The sequence below is a fragment of the Nonomuraea sp. NPDC049750 genome, from assembly GCF_040659625.1.
In the GTDB taxonomy this organism is placed as follows: Bacteria; Actinomycetota; Actinomycetes; order Streptosporangiales; family Streptosporangiaceae; genus Nonomuraea.
Map to the genome: position 1 here is coordinate 228,714 of NZ_JBFANB010000015.1, position 15,085 is coordinate 243,798.

A 15,085-nucleotide genomic window follows, 5' to 3' on the forward strand; every position below is an offset into this window, starting at 1 on the left:
ACGGCCACCAGGCCTCGATAGGAGACGTTCATGCCCCAGACTCCCGAGGAAGAATCCCTGGGCTCGCTGGTCGCCCAGGCGAGCGATCACATCTCGACCCTGATCCGCTCGGAGATCGAGCTGGCCAAGGCCGAGTTCAGGTTCGACGCCAAGCGGATCGGCACGGCCGGCGGCCTGTTCGCCGCCGCCGCCTTCATGGCGCACCTGTGCCTGATCTTGGCCTCGTTCACGATCGCCTTCGTGCTCGCCCAATGGTTGCCGAACTGGGTGGCCTTCCTCATCGTCACCGTCTTCTATCTGCTGGTGGCCGGGCTGCTGGTGTTCATCGGGATCCGTAGGCTTAAGGGGCTGGCCGGGATGAAGCGTACGGCCCGGTCGATCAAGGGACTCAAGGAGATCGCCAGTCCGGAGAAGGAGATAGAGCCGGTGACCAGTGATGGCACCTGACGAGTCGGTCGTCCAGATCGAGGGACCGTGGAAGCACCGGCAGGTGCACGCCGGCGGCACCCGCTTCCACGTCGTGGAGGCAGGTGAGGGGCCGCTGGTCCTGTTGCTGCACGGGTTCCCGCAGTTCTGGTGGACATGGCGCAACCAGCTGCGGGCGCTGTCGGCGGCGGGATACCGCGCGGCCGCGGTTGACCTGCGTGGCTACGGCGGCAGCGACAAGCCGCCGCGCGGCTATGACCTGCCCACGCTGGCCGGGGATGCCAGCGGCCTGATCCGGGCGCTCGGCGAGACCGGGGCCATCGTGGTCGGCCACGACTGGGGCGGGCTGCTCGCCTGGACGATGGCGGTGCTCGACCCCAAGTGCGTACACCGTCTGGTCACCGTGTCCGCGCCGCACCCCCTGCGGATGCGCAGGTCGCTGCTGACCGACCCGTTCGGCCAGCTGAGGGCGACCAGCCCGGCGATCGGCTACCAGGTGCCGTTCCTGCCCGAGCGCCGGCTCACCCGTAACGGCGGCTCGCTGGTCGGCAAGATGCTCGACGCCTGGTCGGGGCCCGGCTGGCCGGACGAGCAGACCGCTGACGTCTATCGCGAGGCGATCCGCATCCCGACCGTCGCCCACTGCGCGCTGGAGTATCACCGCTGGTTCGGCCGCTCCCAGTTCCGCCCCGACGGCCTGCGTTTCGCCAGGACGATGCGCGCCCAGATCGAGGCCCCCACCCTGCACCTGCACGGCGCCCTCGACCGCCGGGTGCTGCCGCGTACGGCCCTCGGTTCGGGTCGCTACGTGGCCGCCCCATACCGGTGGCGGCTGATCGAGGGCGCAGGCCACTTCCCCCACGAGGAGACCCCCGACGTGTTCGACGCCGAGCTGATCGGCTGGCTGTCCGATTCGGAGCCTGGCCGATGAGAGACCGCGATCCCGAAGGCAAGCCGCGCAACGCCCGGCCACGCGACGCCTATGGCCGGCCACTGCCCTATGGCTCGACCGGCGTGGACCGGGTGCCCGATGACTACGCGCCCACCACGCCGCAGGCCCTGTCCGACGGGCGCCGCTTCCTGAGCGAGGGCCTGCCGTTCAACGCCCACGAGGTGTTCGAGGGCCGCTGGAAGTGCGCCCCTGAAGACGAGCGTGAGTTGTGGCAGGGGCTGGCGCAGATCTGCGTCGGGCTGACGCACCTGCAGCGCGGCAACGGGCGCGGAGCGCTGACCCTCTTCAGCCGGGGTGCCGCGCGCGTGCAGTCGTACGGGATGCCGTACGACTCGGTGGGGCGGGCGGCGTCGGGCCTGAGCGACGACAGCGACCCGGCGCAGGCCATCGAGCTGATCCTCAGTCAGCTGCCTGGCTAGTCGCACTCCTGCGTGCCCGCCGGGGTGGTGTCGTTTCGGCCCTGGTCGGCGTCGGGCCTGACCTCGTTGGCCGTCAGTACGTAGCCCGTGTCCTCCTGGCTGACCGCGGCGGCGAAGACGACGCCGAACACCTGGCCGTTGACGGTCAGGAGGGGGCCGCCGGAGTTGCCGGGCAGCACCTTGCCGCGAATCGCGTAGACCTTCCTAGTGACGTTGCGGCTGCGGTAGATGTCGGGGCCCTCCGCGTTGAGCTGGCTGCGGATGCGGGCGGGCTCGGCCGTGAAGCCCTGGCCCTTGGGGAACCCGGCGACGATGGCGTTCTCGCCCTTCTCCGCCTCGCCGTCGAAGGAGAGCTGCGGCAGGCCCAGCCCCGGCACGTACAGGATGGCGATGTCGCGCTGCGGGTTGTAGCGCACGACGGTGGCCGGGTGGCGCTTGTTGTCGTAGGCGAGGACCTGCAGGTCACGCGTCACACCGGCGACCACGTGCGCGTTGGTCATGATCCGGTCCCTGGCGTAGACGAAGCCGGTGCCCTCGATGAGCTTGTTGCAGCTCTCGGCGTTGCCCTGGACCTTGACGATGGCCCGTTGCGCCCGTTCGAGCTTGGCGCCCTGGAGGATGCTGCGCGCCGGCGGTGGCACGTCGACGAGCTGCCCCGCGCCGATGGCGTCGAACACCGGCGGGAACTCCGACCGGTCGATGAACTTCTTGAACGGCTGCTGCCAGTTGCGCGCGGTCTGCGGGATCGAGTCGTCGACCGTGGTGAGCAGCATGGAGTTCTTCACCTGGTCGACGAGCGGGGTGAACGCCGTCGACACGATCAGCGAGCCGATCAGCCAGGCGATCACCAGCACCGACAGCGCGCTGGCGAACGTACCGCCGACCGCGTCCGCGACCTTGGCCGGCTCCCAGGTGACATGGCTGCGCACCACGGCGCCGATCGTCGAGGAGGCGAACTGCCCGATCGTCGCGGCCAGGAAGACGATCACGATGGCCAGCAGTGCCTGCGGCGTGTCACCGTCGACGACGGCCTTGGAGATGGGGGGCGCGATGAAGACCCCGAGCACCGCTCCGCCGACGAAGCCGACGAAGCTCATGGCACCGATGATGAAGCCCTGCCGGTAACCCGAGACGCCGAAGGCGATCACGAGGCCGATCAATATGAGGTCAAGCAGATCACCGCGCACGTTTCAAAGGTAACCAGCGATTCGGTCAAGTGTGCACGTCTTCCTCAGGACGGCGACACGCGCTGATTACCGTGGGCGGCATGCCGCCCAACGACGAAACAGTGCGCGGCCTCATCGAAGCGGCTCTCGGCGACGACGATCCCGACGGGGCGGTGCGCTGGCACGTGATCTCCGTACTACGGCAGCGCGGCGATCTTGAGTCCTTCATCGAGGCGCGGCGGCTCTGCGCGGCGGACGACGTCACCCAGCGCCTGCTCGGGGTGGACATCCTAGGCATGCTCGAGGCGTACGTGGATCGGATCCTGCCCGTCCTGCGCTACCTGGCGGCCAGCGAGGACGACGTCATGGTGCTCTACTCGGTGCTCATCGCCTTCGGCCACCTGGCCGACCCCCGGTCGCTGCCGTCGGTGATGGATCTGGCCGGGCACGAGGACCCACGGGTCAGGTACGGCGCCGCGTACGCGCTCCAGCACGTGCTGGGCGACCCACCGGACCGGGCCGGGCTGAACGCGCTGCGGGCGCTGGCGGCCGACAGCGACGCCGACGTGGCCGACTGGGCCTCGCTCGGCGTCGCCCTCACCACAGGCGATCAGGACCGCCTGGACCCGCTCTTCTGAAGCGGGGCGCCACGGGAAAGCGGGCCGCCCACAGCTCCGTCTGAAGCGGTGCTTCAGCCCCGTGAGGCCATGTCCAGGACGTCCGGCGGCATCTCCTCCACCCGCTCGGGATCCCACGGCCGTTCCAGCCCGCCTTCGCGCAGCACCCCGTCGAGCACCATCGCGGTGAACCCCCACACCAGCATCCCGCGCACCCGGAACGCGGGCCCGGCGTAGCCGCCCGGATGCCGCAGCGTGAACCGGTTGCCCGGATCGACCAGCTCGGCGATCGGCACCCGCTCCACGGACTCGACCTCGGCGGGCGAGGCCGCGTGCACCGCTGACGGGGTACGCCACCAGCCGACGACCGGCGTGACCCGGTTGTCGCTGCGCCAGATGTAGAGCTCGGGCATCGTGCAGAGCACGGTCACGCCCCGCGGATCGAGGCCGGTCTCCTCCTCGGCCTCGCGCAGCGCCGCCCCGACGGGCCCGCCGTCCTCCGGGTCCACGCCGCCGCCGGGGAAGGCCGGCTGGCCCGCGTGCCTGCGCCCGCGCGAGCTGCGCTGGATGAGCAGCACGTCGGGCCCGAGCGGGCCCTCGCCGAACAGCAGCAGGACCGCCGCGGGCCGCCCACCCTCAGCGGGCGGGCGCAGCCCGGAGGGCACCGAAGTCCGTACGGCCTGCGCCGCGAGCATGTCGAGCCAGTCGGGCACCTGAGTCACGCAATCTCCAACACACCAGGGGTTCGGGGACTTCCCTACTCAGGAAAAGGGGCCCGGTCTGACGAGCTTCTGGGCCTTGGCGGCGTCCGTGGGGCCGGTGCCGTACGAGGGGCAGAGGGCGGCCAGCGGGCAGACGCCGCAGGCCGGCGTACGCGCGTGGCAGATGCGGCGCCCGTGCCAGATGACCCGGTGCGAGAAGATCGTCCACTCGCGCTTGGGGATCAACTCCCCCACCACGTGCTCGATCTTGACCGGGTCGGTCTCGTCGGTCCAGCCGAAGCGGCGGACCAGCCGCTGGAAGTGGGTGTCGACGGTGAGCCCGGGCACGCCGAAGGCGTTGCCGAGCACCACGTTGGCGGTCTTGCGGCCCACGCCGGGCAGCTTGACCAGGTCCTTCAGCTTGCCGGGCACCACCCCGCCGTGCTGCTCGCACACCGCCTGGGCCATGCCGATGATGCTGTTGGTCTTGGCCCGGAAGAACCCCGTCGAGCGGATGATCTCTTCCATCTCGGCTCGGTCGGCGCCCGCATAGTCATCCACTGTCGGGTACTTGGCGAAGAGTATCGGAGTAACCATGTTGACCCTCTTGTCCGTACACTGCGCCGAGAGGATCGTCGCGACCAGCAGTTCGAGCGGGGTACCGAAGTCGAGCTCGCAATGAGCCTCGGGGTAGGTTTCCGCCAGGATGCGATTCATCCGGCGTGCGCGACGCACGAGGGCGAGCCTGGACTCAGTGGGCATTCCCATAGCCTACGTGCGCCGCCTGGAGTGGGGTGCGTCACAATGGCAGCAGAGGAGGCAGAGTGAACACCGAAGATGTGCTGGGCAAGGCCCCCCTGTTCGCCGCGCTTGACCGCGAGAGCGCCGCGGCGCTACGGACGAGCATCACCGAAGTCCAGCTGTCCAAGGGGCAGACGCTCTTCCACGAGAACGAGACGGGCGACCGGCTCTACGTCGTGCTCGAAGGCAAGATCAAATTGTCGCGCACCTCGCCCGACGGCCGCGAGAACCTGCTCAGCGTGCTCGGCCCGAGCGAGATGTTCGGCGAGCTGTCGCTGTTCGACCCGCGCCCCCGTACGGCCTCGGCGACCGCGCTGACCGACGTGCGCCTGGCCGGGCTGGGCCACGACGACCTGCGCCCCTGGCTCACCGGCCGCCCTGAGGTGGCGCTCCACCTGCTGCGGGCGCTGGCCCAGCGGCTGCGGCGCACCAACGACGTGCTGGCCGACCTGGTCTTCACCGACGTGCCCGGCCGGGTGGCCAAGCAGCTGCTCGACCTGGCCGAGCGGTTCGGCACCAAGACCGACGACGGGTTGCGCGTCCACCACGATCTCACCCAGGAGGAGCTGGCCCAGCTCGTCGGCGCCTCCCGCGAGACGGTCAACAAGGCACTCGCCGACTTCGCGCAGCGCGGCTGGCTGCGCATCGAGGCCAAGGCCGTGGTCATCCTCGACATGGATCGCCTCTACAACCGCTCCAGATAGCCGCTACAGCGAGCCGAGATAGTCCAGCTGGGCCCGTACCGACATCTCGGCCGCGGGCCAGAGCGAGGTGTCGACGTCGCTGTAGACGATCTCCACGATCTGGCGGGGCGTCTTGGCGCCCTGCCGCAGCGCCGCCCTGATCTGGTCGAGGCGCTGGCGCCGGTGCGCGATGTAGCCGTCCAGTACGCCGATCGGGTCGGCAAGCACCGGACCGTGGCCCGGCAGCAGCGCCGCCACGCCCAGCTCGTCGGCCATGGCCCTGAGCCGGTCGAGGCTGCGCAGATAGTCGGCCAGGTCGCCGTCAGGGGCGATCACGGTGGTGCCGCGGCCGAGCACGGTGTCGCCGGTCAGCATGGCCTGGTCCTGGGGCAGCCAGAAGCAGAGCGAGTCGAACGAGTGCCCCGGCGTGCCGTACACGCGCACCTCGACGTCACCGGCGCTCACCACGTCGCCGTCGCCCAGCCCCTCGTCGCCGAGCCGGTGCTTGGGGTCGAGGGCCCGCACGGGCGCGCCGACCAGCTCGGCGAAGCGCCGGGCGCCGCCGCTGTGGTCGTGGTGGCCGTGGGTGAGCAGGATCCAGCTCACCCGGCGCTCGGCCAGGTGGTCGGCGACCCGGCGCAGGTGCCCCTCGTCGTCGGGGCCCGGATCTATGACGATGGTGTCCCGGTCGCCGACGATCCAGGTGTTGGTGCCGTCGAGGGTCATGGGCGACGGGTTGGGCGCGAGCAGGTTCTCGGCGTGGGTCGTACGGGATCCGTCGGGCGAACCGGCTGGAATGTGCAGACCGCTCACGAAGTCACCAACTGGAACTCGCCGTCGACCTCCACGACCCTGGGCAGGATCGTGACGATCTCCCGCCGCGCGGCCAGGACGTCCGCCACGGAGTCGCATGCGGCCAGCTCGGTCAGCGTGCGATAGGTGGGAGGCATCAGGAAGATCTTGCCCTCGTGCGCCAGCTCGACGGCGTCGGCCGGGCGCTTCCAGTCGACCTGGTCGGCCTCGCCGCCGACGTCGCGGGTGCGCTGCCCCTCAGGGAGTACGGCGGCGAAGAAGCGGGTGTCGAAGCGCCGGGTCTCGATCTCCGGCGTGATCCAGTGCGCCCACGGCTTGAGCAGGTCCGAGCGGAGCACCAGGCCGCGCTTAGCGAGGAAGTCGGCGAAGGACAGGCTCCGGTCGATCAGCGCGAGCCGGTCGGCCTCCCAGGCGTCTCCCGTGGTGTCGTCGACCACCGAATCGGGCCCGGGCCCCGCGAGCAGGACCCCCGACTCCTCGAAGGTCTCCCGTACGGCCGCGCAGACCAGCCCGCGCGCGACCCCCTCGTCCGCGCCGAAGACCGTGCCCCAGTCCGCCGGAGACGGCCCGGCCCAGGCGACCGCGTGGTCGGTGTCACGGGGATCGACCGAGCCGCCGGGGAAGACGTACGCGCCCGCGGCGAAGGCCATCGTGGACTTGCGCCGGAGCAGGTAGACCTCCGGCCCCTCACGCAGGATGACCACCGTGGCGGCGTCCCGCGCGGGGACCGGCTGGACGCGTCCGGCGAGGATGTCCCTCGCCCGCTCGGCGAGCTCGTCTGGAAGCTGCAGACCGGTCACATGACCTCCTTCTAGAACAACTCGGGCTTCTAGAACATCACTCGGGTCATGGTGACATATCCGAACTCTCAGGAGACCTCGGCGATCAGCTCCACTTCGACCGGGGCGTCGAGCGGCAGGGACGCGACGCCCACGGCGCTGCGGGCGTGCTTGCCCGCATCACCCAGCACCTCGGCGAGCAGCTCACTGGCCCCGTTGGCGACCTGGGGCTGCTGCGTGAAGGCCGGGTCGCTGGCCACGAACGCCACGACCTTGACGATCCGCACGACGTCGCCCAGCTCGCCGACCTCGGACTTCAGCGCGGCCAGGGCGTTGAGCGCGCAGATCCGGGCCAGCTCGCGGGCGTCGTCGAGGCCGACCTCGGCGCCGACCTTGCCGGTCTGCGCGAGCTTGCCGTCGACCATGGGCAGCTGGCCCGAGGTGTAGACGAGGTTGCCGGTCCGTACGGCCGGCACATAGGCGGCCAGCGGCGCGACGACCTCGGGCAGCGTCAGCCCGAGTTCGGTGATCTTCTCTTCGGGCGTCACTGCTTCTCCCTCTTGAAGTAGGCGACAAGCTGCTCGGGCGTGGCACCCTGCAGGATCTGGACCAGCTCCCAGCCGTCGGCCCCGAAGTTGTCCAGGATCATCTTGGTGTTGTGGATCAGCACCGGAGCCGTCAGGTACTCCCATTTCTTCATGAGGGCCAGCGTAGGAGAAGCGCAACCCGTGGCGCACCGCACGCCACGATGTGAGCTATCTCAAAGGGTGGTCGTCGGCTTTCGACAAGTGACCGTTCGGTAGCCTCGAAACGTGGACTCTCGGGACACCGATTGGGACGGCGTGCGACTGCACGTGGTCACCGGCAAGGGCGGCACAGGCAAGACCACGGTCGCCGCGGCCCTCGCCCTGGCACTGGCCTCGGGCGGGCGCAAGGTGCTGCTCGTCGAGGTGGAGGGCAGGCAGGGCATCGCGCAGATCTTCGACCTGCCACCGCTGCCGTACGAGGAGCGCCGCATCGCCGTGGCCCCATCGGGCGGCGACGTCTACGCGCTGGCCATAGACCCTGAGGAGGCCATGCTCGAATACATGGAGATGTTCTACGGCATGCGCAGGGCGGGGCGGGCGCTGACCAAGATGGGCATCGTCGACTTCGCGACCACCGTCGCCCCCGGTTTCCGCGACGTCCTCGTCACCGGCAAGACCTCCGAGGCCGTACGCAGGCGCGGCAAGAACGGCAAGCGGATCTATGACGCCGTCGTGCTCGACGCTCCGCCCACCGGCCGCATCTCGCGCTTCCTGAACGTCACTCAGGAGGTCGCCGGGCTGGCCAGAGTCGGCCCGATCAAGAACCACTCCGATCTGGTGAGCAAGGTCGTGAAATCTCCGGAAACGGCGGTGCACTTCATCACCCTGCTGGAGGAGATGCCGGTTCAGGAGACGCTCGACGGCATCGCCGAATTGCGGTCGGCGGGGCTGCCGCCCGGCGGAATCTTCATCAACATGGTTCGTGAATCACTGCTTCCACAGGCCGCACTTGACAGTGCTGTCAAGGGCCGATTCGACGTCGCCGAGCTCACCCTCGGGCTCAAGGCGGCCGGTCTGTCCGACGGCGCCTCCACGGTGGCGGAGGCTCTGGCGGAAGAGGTCGCCGAACACGCCCGCCGTACCGAGCTGGAGCGGGCCGAGCGCGCCTCTCTGGCCGAGGCGACGCTGCCGTCCTACGAGTTGCCGCTGCTGGCCGACGGCGTCGATCTGAGCGGCCTGTACGAGCTGGCCGAGGCCATCCGCACCCAGGGAGCAGCGTGAAGAAGCCCCCCGTACTCGACGTCGACGCCATTCTCGACGACCAGGGCACCCGGATCATCGTCTGCTGCGGCGCCGGCGGCGTGGGAAAGACCACGACGGCCGCCGCGCTGGGGCTGCGGGCCGCCGAGCGCGGCAGGTGCGCGGTCGTGCTGACCGTCGACCCCGCGCGGCGGCTGGCGCAGTCGATGGGACTCACCGAGCTCGACAACACCCCGCGCCTGATCAGCTCACCCGAGGGCGGCGGCCAGCTGTTCGCGATGATGCTGGACATGAAGCGGACGTTCGACGAGATCATCGAGGCGCACGCCGACCCCGACCGGGCCCGCCAGATCCTGTCGAACCCCTTCTACCAGTCGCTGTCCTCCAGCTTCGCCGGCACCCAGGAGTACATGGCGATGGAGAAGCTGGGCCAGCTGCGCCGCTCGGACGAGTGGGATCTGATCATCGTCGACACGCCGCCCTCGCGGTCGGCGCTCGACTTCCTCGACGCCCCTGAGCGGCTCGGCCGTTTCCTCGACGGGAGGTTCATCCGGCTGCTGACCGCGCCGGCCAAGGCGGGAGGGCGCAGCGCGTTCCGGCTGCTCAACGCCGGGTTCGGGATCATGGCGGGCGCCATGACCAAGCTGCTGGGCGCGCAGGTCATCAAGGACCTGCAGACGTTCGTGTCGGCGTTGGACGCGGTCTTCGGCGGGTTCAGGCAGCGCGCGGAGATGACCTATCGGCTGCTCCAGGCGCCGGGTACGGCTTTCGTGGTGGTGGCCGCGCCGGAGCGCGACGCGATGCGTGAGGCCTCCTACTTCGTCGAGCGGCTCGCTGAGGAGCGCATGCCCCTGGCCGGCCTGGTGGTCAACCGGGTGCACGAACCCACCGCGGCGGCGCTCTCGGCCGCGCGCAGCGCCGCCGCGGCGGAAGACCTGGAGTCGCGGGGCGAACACGAGTTGACCGCCGCCGTACTGCGGCTGCACACCGGCAGAATGCAACTCGCCGCCCGCGAACACCGGGAGCAGGACCATTTCCTGTCGGCCCACCCCACAGTGCCGGTCGTCCAGGTACGTGCGATGTCGGAGGATGTCCACGATCTAGCGGGTCTGCGCCGGATCGGGGAACTCCTCGCGAGCACATGAGAGTACGGCCGGTGCGAGCACCGGCCGTACGCCCGAGGCCAGGGTCAGCCTGCGATCAGCTCGTTAGTCCGTTCGTACTCTTCCTTGGCGGACTCGAGCAGCTCTCGCCATGAGTCCACGTCAGGACGCCGCCGTAGCAGAGCCCGTCGTTCCCGTTCCGTCATGCCGCCCCACACGCCAAACTCGATGCGGTTGTCCAGCGCATCGGCGAGGCATTCGGTACGGACCGGGCATCCTCGGCAGATCAGCTTCGCCCTGTTCTGTGCGGCTCCCTGGACGAACAGTGCGTCCGGGTCCGCTCCTCGACAGGCGGCACGGGAGGTCCAATCCGTGATCCACATTTCGACCCCACTCCCCTTAGGTGGTCAGTCGTCATTTGGGGCCGACGGGCGCGGGCGCCGAGCCTCCGTATTCAGTTGCCGCAGAGGAGAACGTACGCAACTAGACGTTCGGGCCGACAGACCCCAGAGGACCAATTTCTCGCTGGAGTCTTGACCGGGAATGACTAGTCACCCCCGTCAGTCAAGGCGAAATGGTGCCGAGTTACCGATAAGGTCACTCATTCGACGTACTCTTGGACTTGTGCAAGCTCAGGGCAAAGATCGTTCCTCGCCGATCTTGAACATCGCGCGGCTGATCGCCGCGGGCGCGGTCGCGGGAGTGCTCACGGCCGCCATAGCCCTTCCCGCGGTCGGTGGGGCGGGGATATCCGCCAAGTCCGCGATGACGGGGATCAACCTGAAGCCCGAGGACCTGGCCGAACCCCCGTTGCCCGAGCGCACGGAGCTGATGGACGCCAACGGCAAGAAGATAGCCCAGTTCTTCTACGAGAACCGCGAATCGGTAAGTCTCGACAAGGTCGCCCCCATCATGCGGACGGCGCTGATCTCGATCGAGGACTTCCGGTTCTACCAGCACGGCCCGATCGACGTAGAGGGCACGGCCCGAGCCCTCGTCAAGAACCTCACCCAGGGCGGCGTTACCCAGGGTGGCTCATCGATCACGCAGCAGTACGTCAAGCAGGTGCTCCTCAACTCGGCCGAGACCAAAGAGGAGCAGGCCGCGGCCATCGAGACCAGCGTCGGCCGCAAGCTCAACGAGCTGCGCTACGCCATGGCCGTCGAGAAGAAGTACTCCAAGGACCAGATCCTTGAGAAATATCTGAACATCGCCTACTTCGGCGCCGGCGCGCACGGCATCCAGGCCGCCGCCAAGCGCTTCTTCGGCAAGCCGGCCTCCGAGCTCAACCTCGTCGAGGCGGCCACGCTCGCGGGCGCCGTCCAGAACCCCAACAGGACCGACCCGAACGTCAGCAAGGCCTCCAGGGAGCTGCTGAAGGCCCGCCGCAACGTCGTCCTCGACCGGATGGCCGAACTCGGCAAGATCACGCCGCAGGAGGCCGCCGAGGCCAAGGCCAAGAAGCTCGTCTTCAAGGACACCAAGGTCACCGGCGGTTGCGAGGAGAGCAAGTACCCCTACTTCTGCCTCTACGTCCAGAACGAGATCCTCAACAACGAGGATTTCGGCAAGACCCCCAAGGAGCGCCTCAAGCTGCTCCAGCGCGGCGGTCTCACCATCAAGACCACGATCGACCCGAAGATGCAGAAAGCCGCTGAGAAGGCCATCAAGGAGTACGTCAGCACCAAGGACAAGCCGGTGGCCTCGCAGGCGATGGTGGTGCCGGGCACCGGCGAGATCAAGGCGATGGCGGCCTCGCGCAAGTTCGGCGGCAGCAAGAAGAAGAACGAGATGAGCTACAACGTCGTCGCCGACGCCAAGCACGGCGGTGGCGGCGGCTTCCAGCAGGGCTCGACGGCGAAGGCCTACACGCTCGCCACAGCCCTCGAGGAGGGCCTGAAGTACGGGGACGGCTACCCGGCGCCCGCCGGCTTCACCGCGTCCGGCTACGGCGCGTTCAAGAACTGCGACGGCAAGCGGGTCGGCGACCCCACGCACGAGGTACGCAACTCCAGCGAGGGCGGCGGCGGCTTCAAGACGCTGCAGACCGGCACCTGGGGCTCGGTCAACACGTTCTTCATGCGACTGGAGGAGCGCGTCACGCTCTGCAAGGTCGTCAAGCTGGCCAAGCGGATCGGGCTCAAGCGGGCCGACGGCACGAAGCTGCGCGAGTTCGAGACGTTCACGCTCGGCATCAACGAGGTGGACCCGGTCACCGTGGCCAGCACCTACGCGGTCTTCGCCTCACGCGGCCAGTACTGCAAGCCGCTGGCGATCACCGAGATCAAGGACCGCAACGGCAAGGCCACCCAGTACAAGCCCAAGTGCTCCAAGGTCATGGAGGAGGAGGTCGCCGACGCCGTCAGCGGCATCCTCTCGGGCGTGTTCACCAAGGGCACGATGCGTGAGGTCGGCGGCATCGGCCGGGACGCGGCGGGCAAGACGGGCACCACCGACGGCTACACGGCCGCCTGGTTCGCCGGTTACACCCCGAACCTGGCCTCCGCCGTCAGCCTCGGCGACCCGCGCGGCGCCTTCACCCACAACCTGATCGGCGTCACCATCGGGGGCCGCTACTACAGCTACGTGTACGGGGCGTCGATCTCGGGCCGCATCTGGAAGCAGGCGATGATGGGGGCGCTCAAGGGCGTCGAACCCACCGAGTTCACGCCGGTCAACCACGAGCGGTTCGGCGGCTGCGCCGACAACTGCGCCCCCAAGCCCAAGAAGGAGAAGAAGGACGACAAGCAGGGCGGCCCGCCGGACGACTTCTTCGACCAGTTCGACCAGTTCAACCGCGACAACAACGACCGGGGACGCGGTCGCGGGCGCGGCTGACCTGAGTGCCCTGGGTGCCCGCGTTCGTGGCGGGCACCCGAGACTTGGTTAGGCGGACAGTCGCGCGCGAACGGCGGCGGCGACCCGTCCCCCCTCCGCGCGACCGGCGACCTTCGGGTTGACGACCTTCATGACCTGGCCCATCGCCTGCGGGCCGGCGGCACCGGTCTCGGCGACGGCCTCGTCGACGAGGCGGCCGAGCTCCTCGTCGGAGAGCTGCGCCGGCAGGTATTCCTCCAGCACCGCCTGCTCGTCCAGCTCCGCCTGCGCCTGCTCCGCCCGCCCGGCGTTTCCGAACGCCTCGGCCGCCTCGCGGCGCTTCTTGGCCTCCTTGGTCAGCACCTTGACGATCTCGTCGTCGGAGAGCTCCCTGGCCGCCTTGCCGGCGACCTCCTCGACGTTGACCGCCGCCAGTGCCATACGAATCGTCCGGAGACGTACCTCGTCCCGGCTCTTCAGCGAGGCCGTGAGATCGGCCTTCAGCTTGTCCTTCAATGCGCTCATGCGGTCCATCTTGCCGCCTGTACAGACGGCTACGCGCTCACGGAGCCCCATCTCACGTACTCGGGACGCCCGGGGCCGGATGTCGGGCATCATGAATGGGTGAGGAAAGCTGCCGCCATACCACTGTCCATCCTCGGCCTCGGCCTGGCCGGTCTGGGTTACGCCTCCGTCGTCGAGCGCAACTGGTTCCGGCTGCGCCGCTTCGACGTGCCCGTGCTGGAGCGCGGGCAGCGACCCGTACGCATCCTCCACCTGTCCGACCTGCACCTGACGCCGGGCCGCAGCATGCTGATCAACTGGGTCCGCTCACTCGGCTCCCTGGAGCCCGACCTGGTCGTCAACACGGGCGACTCGATCGCCCACCCTGAGGCCGTACCCGCGCTCCTGCACGCCCTGGAGCCCCTGCTGGCCCGTCCCGGCATGTTCGTGTACGGCTCCAACGACCTCTACGCCCCCAAGCCCAAGAACCCGGCCCGCTACCTCTGGCGCACCTCCAAGAACGAGCGCCGCCAGCACGTCCCGACCCTCCCCTGGGAGGAGCTGGGTGCCGGCATGGCGGCCGAGGGCTGGCTCGACATGAACAACACCACCGCCCGCCTCAAGATCGGCGACCTCGACGTGGCGGTGGCGGGCATCCACGACTCCCACATCGACCGCGACCGCTACGACCTGGTCGCCGGCCCCGCCCCGGCCGACGCCGACCTCCGCCTCGGCGTCATGCACTCCCCCGAGCCCCGCAACATGACCCGCTTCGCCGCCGACGGCTACCAACTCCTCCTGGCCGGCCACACGCACGGCGGCCAGCTGTGCATCCCGTTCTACGGCGCCCTAGTCACCAACTGCGGCATCGACCGGCCCCGCGTCAAGGGCCTCAACCGCCACGACAGCGCCTGGCTGCACGTCTCGGCCGGCCTCGGCACCTCGCCGTACGCCCCGGTCCGCTTCGCCTGCTTCCCGGAGGCCTCGTTGCTCACCCTGGTCCCGCGCCGATAAACGCGGTCACAAGCACCCGCGAAGTCAGCTAGACTTCTCAAGCACGCGCAAGAGGGCGTGCACCGGGGTGTAGCGCAGCTTGGCAGCGCGCTTCGTTCGGGACGAAGAGGCCGTGGGTTCAAATCCCGCCACCCCGACCCAGTTAGCAGAAGGCCGCTTCCGAAGATCGGAAGCGGCCTTTCTTGTCTCCTAAGTGACTACGCCCTCCAACGCTTCCTTCCCCTACCGCTGAGAGTGTGCGCCGCTCCCACACTCCCAAGATCTTCCCGTGGACCTCGGGAGGCAGATGCGGGTAACGCTGCGTAGTCTCGTAGGCCTCGTGACCAAACAACACATGCACGTCGTAGAGCGGGACGCCGGCCTGGACGAGCCACGAAGCAACTGTGTGCCGCATGACGCACGGCGAGTACCGGCGAATCTTGCGAGCCGGGGGCATCGCGCACCTTCTACTGCGCGCCTCTCAAGCTCCCTGCCGGTCGGGTTCCAACCCCTCACAGGAGGCG

General features: G+C 69.0%; 19 protein-coding genes and 1 tRNA gene. 10 read left to right on the forward strand and 10 right to left on the reverse strand.

The window, feature by feature from the left end; all coding sequences use genetic code 11:
* Nucleotides 1-30 precede the first annotated feature (30 nt).
* From AB0J16_RS34180 to AB0J16_RS34190, 3 genes are read left to right on the forward strand one after another with little or no spacing between them, the layout of a single operon-like run.
* Complete coding sequence (locus AB0J16_RS34180) at nt 31-447, forward strand: phage holin family protein (protein WP_358547118.1); 417 nt, start codon at nt 31-33, stop codon at nt 445-447.
* Nucleotides 437-1,357 (forward strand): alpha/beta hydrolase, encoded by a 921-nt coding sequence (locus tag AB0J16_RS34185; RefSeq protein WP_358547120.1) that lies wholly within the window; start codon nt 437-439, stop codon nt 1,355-1,357. The genes AB0J16_RS34180 and AB0J16_RS34185 overlap by 11 nt, the downstream gene beginning before the upstream one ends.
* Nucleotides 1,354-1,797: a DUF309 domain-containing protein gene (locus AB0J16_RS34190; RefSeq protein ID WP_358547123.1), complete on the forward strand. Its 444-nt coding sequence runs from the start codon at nt 1,354-1,356 to the stop codon at nt 1,795-1,797. Before AB0J16_RS34185 ends, AB0J16_RS34190 begins: the two co-directional genes overlap by 4 nt.
* Here AB0J16_RS34190 and AB0J16_RS34195 read toward each other — a convergent pair.
* The gene (locus AB0J16_RS34195) at nt 1,794-2,984 is read right to left on the reverse strand and encodes a MarP family serine protease (RefSeq protein WP_358547126.1); all 1,191 of its coding nucleotides are present in this window, start codon (nt 2,982-2,984) and stop codon (nt 1,794-1,796) included. The genes AB0J16_RS34190 and AB0J16_RS34195 overlap by 4 nt on opposite strands.
* 80 nt (nt 2,985-3,064) lie before the next feature.
* Between AB0J16_RS34195 and AB0J16_RS34200 the strand changes: the two genes are divergently transcribed.
* On the forward strand, nt 3,065-3,601 hold the full coding sequence (locus tag AB0J16_RS34200) for a HEAT repeat domain-containing protein (RefSeq protein WP_358547129.1): 537 nt from the start codon (nt 3,065-3,067) through the stop codon (nt 3,599-3,601).
* 53 nt (nt 3,602-3,654) lie between these two features.
* Here the strand turns inward: AB0J16_RS34200 and AB0J16_RS34205 are convergent, their stop codons facing one another.
* Nucleotides 3,655-4,275, reverse strand: a complete 621-nt coding sequence (locus AB0J16_RS34205; RefSeq protein ID WP_358547208.1) for a CoA pyrophosphatase — start codon at nt 4,273-4,275, stop codon at nt 3,655-3,657.
* 66 nt (nt 4,276-4,341) lie between these two features.
* Complete coding sequence (nth, locus tag AB0J16_RS34210) at nt 4,342-5,043, reverse strand: endonuclease III (RefSeq protein WP_358547134.1); 702 nt, start codon at nt 5,041-5,043, stop codon at nt 4,342-4,344.
* A gap of 62 nt (nt 5,044-5,105) precedes the next feature.
* Here nth and AB0J16_RS34215 point away from each other — a divergent pair, with 62 nt between their 5' ends.
* Nucleotides 5,106-5,786 (forward strand): Crp/Fnr family transcriptional regulator, encoded by a 681-nt coding sequence (locus tag AB0J16_RS34215; protein ID WP_185069893.1) that lies wholly within the window; start codon nt 5,106-5,108, stop codon nt 5,784-5,786.
* Nucleotides 5,787-5,789: 3 nt separating this feature from the next.
* On the opposite strand, the gene AB0J16_RS34220 is transcribed toward AB0J16_RS34215, so the two are convergent.
* From AB0J16_RS34220 to AB0J16_RS34235, 4 genes are all read right to left on the reverse strand, one after another.
* Nucleotides 5,790-6,578, reverse strand: a complete 789-nt coding sequence (locus AB0J16_RS34220; protein WP_358547137.1) for an MBL fold metallo-hydrolase — start codon at nt 6,576-6,578, stop codon at nt 5,790-5,792.
* A complete protein-coding gene (locus AB0J16_RS34225) occupies nt 6,575-7,378 on the reverse strand; it encodes an NUDIX hydrolase (RefSeq protein ID WP_358547140.1) in 804 nt (267 codons plus the stop codon). Before AB0J16_RS34225 ends, AB0J16_RS34220 begins: the two co-directional genes overlap by 4 nt.
* Nucleotides 7,379-7,446: 68 nt before the next feature.
* Nucleotides 7,447-7,905 carry a RidA family protein gene (locus AB0J16_RS34230; protein ID WP_358547143.1) on the reverse strand — a complete coding sequence of 153 codons (459 nt, stop codon included), beginning with the start codon at nt 7,903-7,905 and terminating at the stop codon, nt 7,447-7,449.
* Complete coding sequence (locus tag AB0J16_RS34235; RefSeq protein WP_165959776.1) at nt 7,902-8,057, reverse strand: hypothetical protein; 156 nt, start codon at nt 8,055-8,057, stop codon at nt 7,902-7,904. Before AB0J16_RS34235 ends, AB0J16_RS34230 begins: the two co-directional genes overlap by 4 nt.
* A gap of 112 nt (nt 8,058-8,169) precedes the next feature.
* On the opposite strand from AB0J16_RS34235, the gene AB0J16_RS34240 reads away from it, so the two are divergent.
* Together AB0J16_RS34240 and AB0J16_RS34245 are read left to right on the forward strand one after the other, a co-directional pair.
* Nucleotides 8,170-9,165: an ArsA-related P-loop ATPase gene (locus tag AB0J16_RS34240; protein WP_358180291.1), complete on the forward strand. Its 996-nt coding sequence runs from the start codon at nt 8,170-8,172 to the stop codon at nt 9,163-9,165.
* On the forward strand, nt 9,162-10,289 hold the full coding sequence (locus AB0J16_RS34245) for an ArsA family ATPase (RefSeq protein WP_357954467.1): 1,128 nt from the start codon (nt 9,162-9,164) through the stop codon (nt 10,287-10,289). The genes AB0J16_RS34240 and AB0J16_RS34245 overlap by 4 nt, the downstream gene beginning before the upstream one ends.
* A 44-nt stretch (nt 10,290-10,333) precedes the next feature.
* Here AB0J16_RS34245 and AB0J16_RS34250 read toward each other — a convergent pair whose 3' ends face one another.
* Complete coding sequence (locus AB0J16_RS34250; RefSeq protein ID WP_148036282.1) at nt 10,334-10,630, reverse strand: WhiB family transcriptional regulator; 297 nt, start codon at nt 10,628-10,630, stop codon at nt 10,334-10,336.
* A gap of 277 nt (nt 10,631-10,907) precedes the next feature.
* On the opposite strand from AB0J16_RS34250, the gene AB0J16_RS34255 reads away from it, so the two are divergent.
* Nucleotides 10,908-13,085, forward strand: a complete 2,178-nt coding sequence (locus tag AB0J16_RS34255) for a transglycosylase domain-containing protein (RefSeq protein WP_358547146.1) — start codon at nt 10,908-10,910, stop codon at nt 13,083-13,085.
* 48 nt (nt 13,086-13,133) lie between these two features.
* Here AB0J16_RS34255 and AB0J16_RS34260 read toward each other — a convergent pair whose 3' ends face one another.
* Complete coding sequence (locus AB0J16_RS34260; RefSeq protein WP_225302470.1) at nt 13,134-13,589, reverse strand: GatB/YqeY domain-containing protein; 456 nt, start codon at nt 13,587-13,589, stop codon at nt 13,134-13,136.
* A gap of 99 nt (nt 13,590-13,688) precedes the next feature.
* On the opposite strand from AB0J16_RS34260, the gene AB0J16_RS34265 reads away from it, so the two are divergent.
* Both AB0J16_RS34265 and AB0J16_RS34270 read left to right on the forward strand, forming a co-directional pair.
* The gene (locus tag AB0J16_RS34265) at nt 13,689-14,582 is read left to right on the forward strand and encodes a metallophosphoesterase (RefSeq protein WP_358547150.1); all 894 of its coding nucleotides are present in this window, start codon (nt 13,689-13,691) and stop codon (nt 14,580-14,582) included.
* A gap of 63 nt (nt 14,583-14,645) precedes the next feature.
* Nucleotides 14,646-14,719 (forward strand) — tRNA-Pro (locus AB0J16_RS34270).
* A 5-nt stretch (nt 14,720-14,724) separates the two neighbouring features.
* Here AB0J16_RS34270 and AB0J16_RS34275 read toward each other — a convergent pair.
* Complete coding sequence (locus AB0J16_RS34275) at nt 14,725-15,018, reverse strand: tyrosine-type recombinase/integrase (RefSeq protein WP_358547153.1); 294 nt, start codon at nt 15,016-15,018, stop codon at nt 14,725-14,727.
* Nucleotides 15,019-15,085 lie beyond the last annotated feature (67 nt).